General features: G+C 50.7%; 6 protein-coding genes. All 6 read right to left on the bottom strand.

What is annotated here, in order from left to right; genetic code table 11:
• Positions 1-331: 331 nt before the first annotated feature.
• Positions 332-757, bottom strand: a complete 426-nt coding sequence (locus IPG22_23125; GenBank protein MBK6591159.1) for a hypothetical protein — start codon at positions 755-757, stop codon at positions 332-334.
• 262 nt (positions 758-1,019) lie between these two features.
• Positions 1,020-1,277 (bottom strand): hypothetical protein, encoded by a 258-nt coding sequence (locus tag IPG22_23120; GenBank protein ID MBK6591158.1) that lies wholly within the window; start codon positions 1,275-1,277, stop codon positions 1,020-1,022.
• A 55-nt stretch (positions 1,278-1,332) separates the two neighbouring features.
• Entirely contained in the window at positions 1,333-2,631 is a 1,299-nt protein-coding gene (locus IPG22_23115) for a hypothetical protein (protein ID MBK6591157.1), read from the bottom strand.
• 34 nt (positions 2,632-2,665) lie between these two features.
• Complete coding sequence (locus IPG22_23110; protein MBK6591156.1) at positions 2,666-3,886, bottom strand: VCBS repeat-containing protein; 1,221 nt, start codon at positions 3,884-3,886, stop codon at positions 2,666-2,668.
• Positions 3,887-4,540: 654 nt separating this feature from the next.
• Positions 4,541-5,059, bottom strand: coding sequence for a hypothetical protein (locus tag IPG22_23105; protein MBK6591155.1), 519 nt, complete (start codon positions 5,057-5,059; stop codon positions 4,541-4,543).
• Positions 5,060-5,063: 4 nt separating this feature from the next.
• Positions 5,064-7,064, bottom strand: coding sequence for a type IV secretory system conjugative DNA transfer family protein (locus IPG22_23100; protein ID MBK6591154.1), 2,001 nt, complete (start codon positions 7,062-7,064; stop codon positions 5,064-5,066).
• Positions 7,065-7,073: the final 9 nt, after the last annotated feature.

The raw sequence follows: 7,073 nt of genomic DNA, 5'->3' as shown, positions 1-7,073 counted from the left end.
AGTATTCGGTTTCGGTGAACCGACCGCTGTTGTAGTCCTCATTGGGTTCCCAAGCCTTTCGCGGACTGCCGTATTGGTCGTATTGGACGCACGACGATATCCAAGAATTCGTCTCGTTATTCCACAGCTTAGTAGTCGTGGGCTCGCGAAGTAATCTTGAGTTAGCTGGTATCGACAGGTCGGTCGATGGATCGGTCCAAGTACTTACAAGGTTCCCGCTAAGATATCCGCTACTTGCCCCCAGATAATTTTGTTCATCAAAAAGTGTTTGCGTTTTGGTGAGGACATTACCTTCCTTGTCCAACGCACGGCTCTCTGTAGGGCAAACTGTTTATTCCTCTAGCTTATAGTCAGGGGATATATAATCCGTTTCTCCAATCGTGGCGATTGTTGATGAATTAAAATAACCAGCGATCTGACTAAACGTCCCCGTCTGAGCGAGACTCAACGGAATATTCCTGAAATGGTGCGATTTTGTGCGCTTCAAATTAAGGTGAGCAAAATACTCAGCATCCGTGGGTGCAGTATTGTTATTGACACCCGGCGTCTCATATTCATTTTCACTTAGCGTCGCCAAGGCCTGACCGTTTTCGATAATAACCGAAACCGTTCGCGCTACTTGTGGATCACGCTGAGCGAGCGAATTCGCGGGTCTGATAGGATCATTCGTCGCAACTGGCCCGTGAACCGTCCACTCAGTCAGAGTTCGTGAACGCAAGACGTTATTCTCATCGAAGCTACGTTCATCTACCGGCATCCTGGCTTTCGGTTTTATCGAACCCAAATTGATGTTCGTACGCCGTGTCGGACAAAAGATACCTCTCGGTCTTTGCACCGGCGGTGGATGAAGAGTTACCTTTCGACGAAGTCATCGTGACTTTATAGTTGGCGTTCGCCCTGATCCTGTGAACGCAACAGCATACGTCCAATGCTGGTCTGGAACAGTACTATTTGCCTGAAAGACATTTCGTTTCTACCACGCCCTGTTTGTCTGGTCGTGGCGGGATAATCAGAAGCCGTCATCGGGGCGATCTGCCCGTATTGGAAGGTTCGAAACTGCCGGTTGGGTAAACGATCTTTGTGATCTCGCCGTATTGGTTGTACCTGAACTCATACTTCTGCCCGTTGGGAAGATCAACGCCCGCCAGAACCACTGGGTTGAAACGTTTAGCTAATGCGGTTGCGGGCGTATCACCATCAAACGGATTGCAAGACCGCATGCCAATTCCGTTGAGCGGAAACAGTTTCTCCGTTGTATTCGGATTTGCCGAATTCACTGGATTCTCGGCGCTACCAAAACACGTAATCGACGTGTAGTAATAGATGTTTTGCTCAGGATGTTCCAGTGATCAGGTTTAGTGGTAATGGAACTTCAAACTCACGGCCCACGGTGTCCTTTACCTTCCGAACATTTTGGCCGTCGACTGTGAATTGATTAGGAGTTTCGGAAGTACTATAGACGGTTCGATTTCCGTCAATGTCAACCAGTTCTTTCGCCTCGAATAAGGCCGTCTGATCAAAACTTCCAGTTGATTGGCCCGGAAATTGATAGCGACTGCCATCCGTCATATGGAGGGTGCTCCCATCTGATGTACGAACGAGAGTCATTCCCGACCCATCCACCGCAAGAAACTTGCCCAACGTATCTGGAACACCAAATACGCCTTCGCAGTCGGGGCCGTCGTTGACCGAACCAGAGCAATAGCCAAACACGGCGTCGGATTTTCGAAACTCATGCGTCGAACCATCACCCATTCTCACATTTACGCGCTTAACGTAGTGCATCTTTGGCGGATTTTCGATGCCCGGAGGCGGCTCTATGTCTATGTCACAGTTGGGATGCCATGACGGGCATTGCGGCTCCTCGACACAAAAGGAGCAGGAGGCGGGACAATAACCGTTCTGGTAGTGGCATGAGGCACCGCCACCGGGGCCACCGCCGCCGCAGTTGGCAGTGTTCCAGTCAAAGCGCGTGCATTCCCAAGGGTCACATACTCCATTCTCGCACGTACGTGTTCGTTCGATGCAGACCCAACCACAAGGCAAGTTGGGATTACTAAGCAAGCCAGAACCCCGCCCCGCTGTTGCAGCCTGTTGGGTATAAAAATTGAATCCGTTGATATCCTCACCGGGTGTGAAAACTTCGCCTTCTTGATTATAGATCTCAAATTTCTCTTCAATTGTCGGGGCAGCCAAACTGCTGGTCCAACCTGCAGCACTTCTCTCCGCGAACATCGGGGCTAGCTGAGTTACGTATTGTTTGTAATGACCAATTGGAGTGAAATAGAAGTAGGTTGAGCGATTGTCCATTCTCCATAGTTTTGATGAGTAGCTCAATCCAATTGGCAGACTGTTGCCATTTCGACCCGGATAGCTGAAAAGCGGTATGTTCATCTCCATTGCCAAGGTTGAAGGATTAACATGCGCGAGACTTTTCAGATTTTGATCTGCTGCCCCACCAGTGTCTTTCGACTTTGCTCGTGAGGACCCGCCCGACTGCCCATTGACTATCAAAGCACATACCAGCAGAGCAATGAGAATTCCTATATGCTCCAGCCCTGTAAAACGACCTATCCCTAGATTTCGCTGCCAAGCTGATCTCGCCTCAAGATTCTTTGTGTTAGTTTCCATATCACGTTTCCCTTTCACTGCCGCCGCCAATTACTTACCTTCGAAAATATGCAGGTACCGGAATATCATCCGCCATTCCCCAATGCTCTTGTCTTAGGGTGTTCGATGAGCCGGACTTGCGGATGTACCAGTCGCCACTTGAATTGCGCCAGACGGCGATATCGACCTTGCCGTCGCCGTCGAAATCGTTTGCGACGGGGATGTCACCGGCGGCGTCACCAGTCGGAGTGGTCGTCGTGGTCGAGGTCCATGAGGCGTTCATGATGATCCAACCGGCATTGTGCCGGACGGCGTAGTTGGCCTTGCCGTCGCCGTCGAAATCGGCTGAGACCGGAGTGTCGCCATCGTTACCGAATGTCACCTGCTGTGTGGTCGTGTCGGAGCTTCGGAGTGTGTAGAAGGAAGTGGCAGAGGGCCGCCAGACGCTGATGTCGGCTTTGCCGTCGCCGTCATAGTCCCTCGGTGTCGGGATGTCGTTGTTGACGCCGTAGGTCACTGTCGTCGTACCGCTGTCGGATGATCTGGAGATGTACCAGACTCCTGTCGAAGGCCGGAAGACCGCAACGTCCGTCCTGCCGTCACCGTCGAAGTCGGCAACCGCGGGTATATCGCCGCTGGCACCGAAAGTCACCGTGTAATAGCTGCTGTTGCCGGAGGTCGCGATCCACCAGACGTTGGTCGAAGGCCTGAACACAGCAAAGTCGGTCTTGCCGTCTCCGTCGAAATCGCCCTGGACGGGCGTGTCGGTGCTGTTGCCCCAAGCGTAAGATGTCCAGGCCGAGGTCACGAGGTTGTAAACGTACCAGGTCCCGCTTGACGGCCGCCAAACCGCAAGATCCGCCGGCGGAGTCTCGTTGGCGTTGGCATCGACTACAGCCAGCATTCGTGAACCAGCGTACACGTACTCTTTGCTAAGCTGCGGTGTTGGCGTAGGAAGTGGTGCCGCGAAGGGGTTCCAACTGCTCGAAGCATTCTTTGGCAATGCCTTGCCAAACCAGCCGGTCCGCTGGCCGTTTAGAGGATCCGTGCTTGGCAGCCACCCGCTCTTTGCAAATATGCCGATGCCGACCAGGGGCAAAACAACAATCACTCCGATCAGGACCAGATGCGAACGCACAAACGTTGCGATCCGGGCGAATTTCTGGCGTCGAGGTTCAGCGAGTTGGTCCGTTGGCTCTAAAATATGAGACGGTTGATCCGATCGTCCGAGATCTTTGGCCTCAACAACGCTGTTTCGTAGTGTCTTCTTGGACATGGGCTCTCCAATAAGTATGTGTAAATGGAAAAACTAATGCGGCTTGGGAACAGGCGAAGGGATTTCTCTTGTGAGGAGTCTTTCGATTCGGGAGTTCAAAGCCAGCATTTGCAAATAACAAGTGCAATCAAGAAAGCCGGTTCCTTAGATAATGCCAGTGAGGCGGCTCAATCACAATGTTTCCGGCATTAAATACTACTGTTAAAGCAATGTCAAACCGAGGTTGAAAAAAGTATCCTCATTCGAATCGCAGAGACGTCTGACCCAAGTAAATGCGCCAGTTGCCAATCATTCTTCTAACTTTCTGCATGAGAACCACCTCCACTCAGATCCAGGGGGATCGGGTTCAGCATACGAGGTCTCGACTGTGGTGTTCGGCAGTCAGTAAGGCACCTCGGTGCAGAAGCGGCAATCGCGCTTTTTTTGCCCCAAGGCAATCAGCGTGTCGATATGCATTTGGAAGGCGAACTGTTGCATGGATGTTCCGTCTGTTACTGTGCTGTTTCGGAGAGGAAATTATTGGAGAAAAACAAAACGGGTAACGACATTCGATACCCGTAACGTGTTAAGTTAATTGGCTCCGCAGGTAAGACTCGAACTTACAACCCTTTGGTTAGCAGCGGAACGCATTCTGAAATGATTCCGCTAATGTTCTCACTTTGATTTCGACTCCTGTCGGGTATTCGGTTGCTCGACAAGACCCAACATGATTAGGTTGTTTGACGAAGGGGCGGCGGACAGGTTCTCAATATCAGGAATTGGCAATGCTGGGCCTTTCCACGTTCTGTCCGAAGTAGGAGTTCCGACCAGAAAGAGTGTCAATGCTTCGTCACGCACTTTGCCAATTGGTACGGCCCAGAGAGTAAATCGATGGGGACCAATCTTTGAATACATGTAAAAGTAATTTCTATGTATCATCGAGCGGCCATGCGATACGTAATTTCTTTCTTTCTTCTCCCAAACTATACCTTCGAGATCCTCTAACTTTTCGGGGAACGATCCCCGCTTCTGATGAAATTTTAGTAGATCTCTATTCATTACTTGAGTCGCATCAAAAGGAATTTCAGCACGGCGATCTCGATCCTCGGACCAAAGGGAATAGATATACACGCCAACCAGCATCATTAACGCGAGCGGCGCCAGGATGAGTGATATCTTGAGTCGGTTTAACATGGATCTAAATTTGCGAAAGTTGACTGACGGGGGCGGAAGTCGTCATGAATCGCACATCCTCAGGAAGGCGGTGCAGGGCATTCTTAATCAAATCGGAGTTCTCGGCGGATTCTACATCGAGCAGAAAATCAGATTCGGTTTCGCTTGGTGACGATCCAACTAACTCCGCAATTCTTTCACTGGACAACACTCTGTCAACACCGGCTGAAATTATTTCTTTTAACGAAGTCCTTTCGGGATCTGTCAGTTTAACTTTCCCAGCATCACCAGAAAGCGAGAATTGTGCGTCTATATCGCCCAGATGAACTTCTTTCGGGGCCCCTTTGTTGGGAGCAAGATACATTTCATTTGACACCGCGAACGGAGGGTAAGCTGCGCGAATTGGCGGTGCAGTGTCGCTTATTATTAGAACTTCTGAATGGGCAGCTGTCTGCCGGATCTCGGTCGGCAGCATAAGAGCACGTTTTTGCTCGGCATATCTTGTATTGTCCTGCTTCTTCCCCGGATAGTCCTGAAAGGTCTTTGAAAAGATCGTTGTATCGCCAAGCTGCTTTGATGCGTAATCAGCGGTCACGTCGTCTAGGCCGGGGAGAAATATCTTGGTCATTATGGTTCCAAGAATCGCGTTCGCCTGCTCTCGTCCATATTGGTCATACATCTGAGGCAGGTCCTGATATCCGAGACCTAATCCCACGCCACGACCTCGGCCGATGCCTGAGATTCGCTTCACTTCGGAAACGTTCAACTGATAGGCCTCGTCAATAAGGACAAAACAAGGAAACTCCGGTTCATTAACACCATCAAGTCTCATTTCCATAACGGCCTGTCCGATGAAGGTTGCTATCAGTTCCTTGTACACGTCCGCAGCTCCTTCCGAAACAACCAGGTAAACAGCAGTTCCGGATTCGCGAAGATCTGAAAAGTCTATCACCCGGCAACCTAGTGCAGTTTCATCCTTGGCTGGCGGGGAAGTAACCATCCGGGCAGGAGCAAGAGTAAACGGTCGCAACTTGTTATACAGACCGATCAGAATCGAGCCACGGGTCTGCACCGGTGCCTGTCGAAAAGCCAGGTAAGCCTGTTTTGCGTACAGACTAGGCGAATTCATCATCGCATCGTTGAAAGCCTCATCGCTTTCACCGCTAAGAAATAGAAGAAAGTCTGCTGCAAACGCGGGAATCGCTTTCTCGCGATAAACCTCTGATATGTGCAACAAGATCGCGGTCAATGCTATTTGTTCGGCATCGCCCCAGAACGGATCGGCATTCGTGCGGCGGCGGCCTTCGATCCCGATCATCATTCCGGCAATCTGACATGCAAAAGCCGGATCGTTTCTACATTTGGGAATGAAGTTCCATCGATCGCTTTTTGTCGGGTCGTTGAGGTCCAAACGATAGATCGTTTTGGCTGATTTGGCAGTCTGGGCAAAAAGCTCACCCTTTGGGTCGTAAACCAGACACGATGACTTCTTAAGGATCGCCCGGATCATCGACATGAAGAAGGTTTTTGATTTGCCGGATCCGGTTGGGCCGAACATGACAAAGTGGCGGAGCCACTGGCTCGCGGGAAGAAAAACATCGCGGCCACGAAAGGCTTTTGCAAGGGGAAGCGCATTTGCGGGTAACGGCAGTCCTTTGATCCGGTTCATCAGACCACAGCGGATCAAGTCAGAGGCCTTCGCCCACCTCGCAGAGCCGTGGGCGGTACTCATTCGTCGGACGCGGTAGGCCCACATCAGCGAGTACGCATCTACAAATGAGCCAGCGACACATATCAATGCCATCGCCCAAAAGACCAAAGTGATCAGCCCATAGACGTCCAATAGGATTCCTGCATACAAGCAAAGTAATGATCCGAGTAGCCCCAATGTGATGAAGAACAGACACATTCCAATATCCGCAGACCATTGCCAAAATGCCTGATACGACGGCAAATATTGCTCGTTGGCTTTCCGTGGTATCCCATAGGAAGCGTCGAATTTCTCAATCCATTCTCGAGAAAACATATCGTAATT

The organism is Acidobacteriota bacterium (genome assembly GCA_016703965.1).
Taxonomy (GTDB): domain Bacteria; phylum Acidobacteriota; class Blastocatellia; order Pyrinomonadales; family Pyrinomonadaceae; genus OLB17.
The sequence above is the reverse complement of the archived record's forward strand: the minus strand, read 5'-3'. Positions and strand labels throughout refer to the sequence as shown.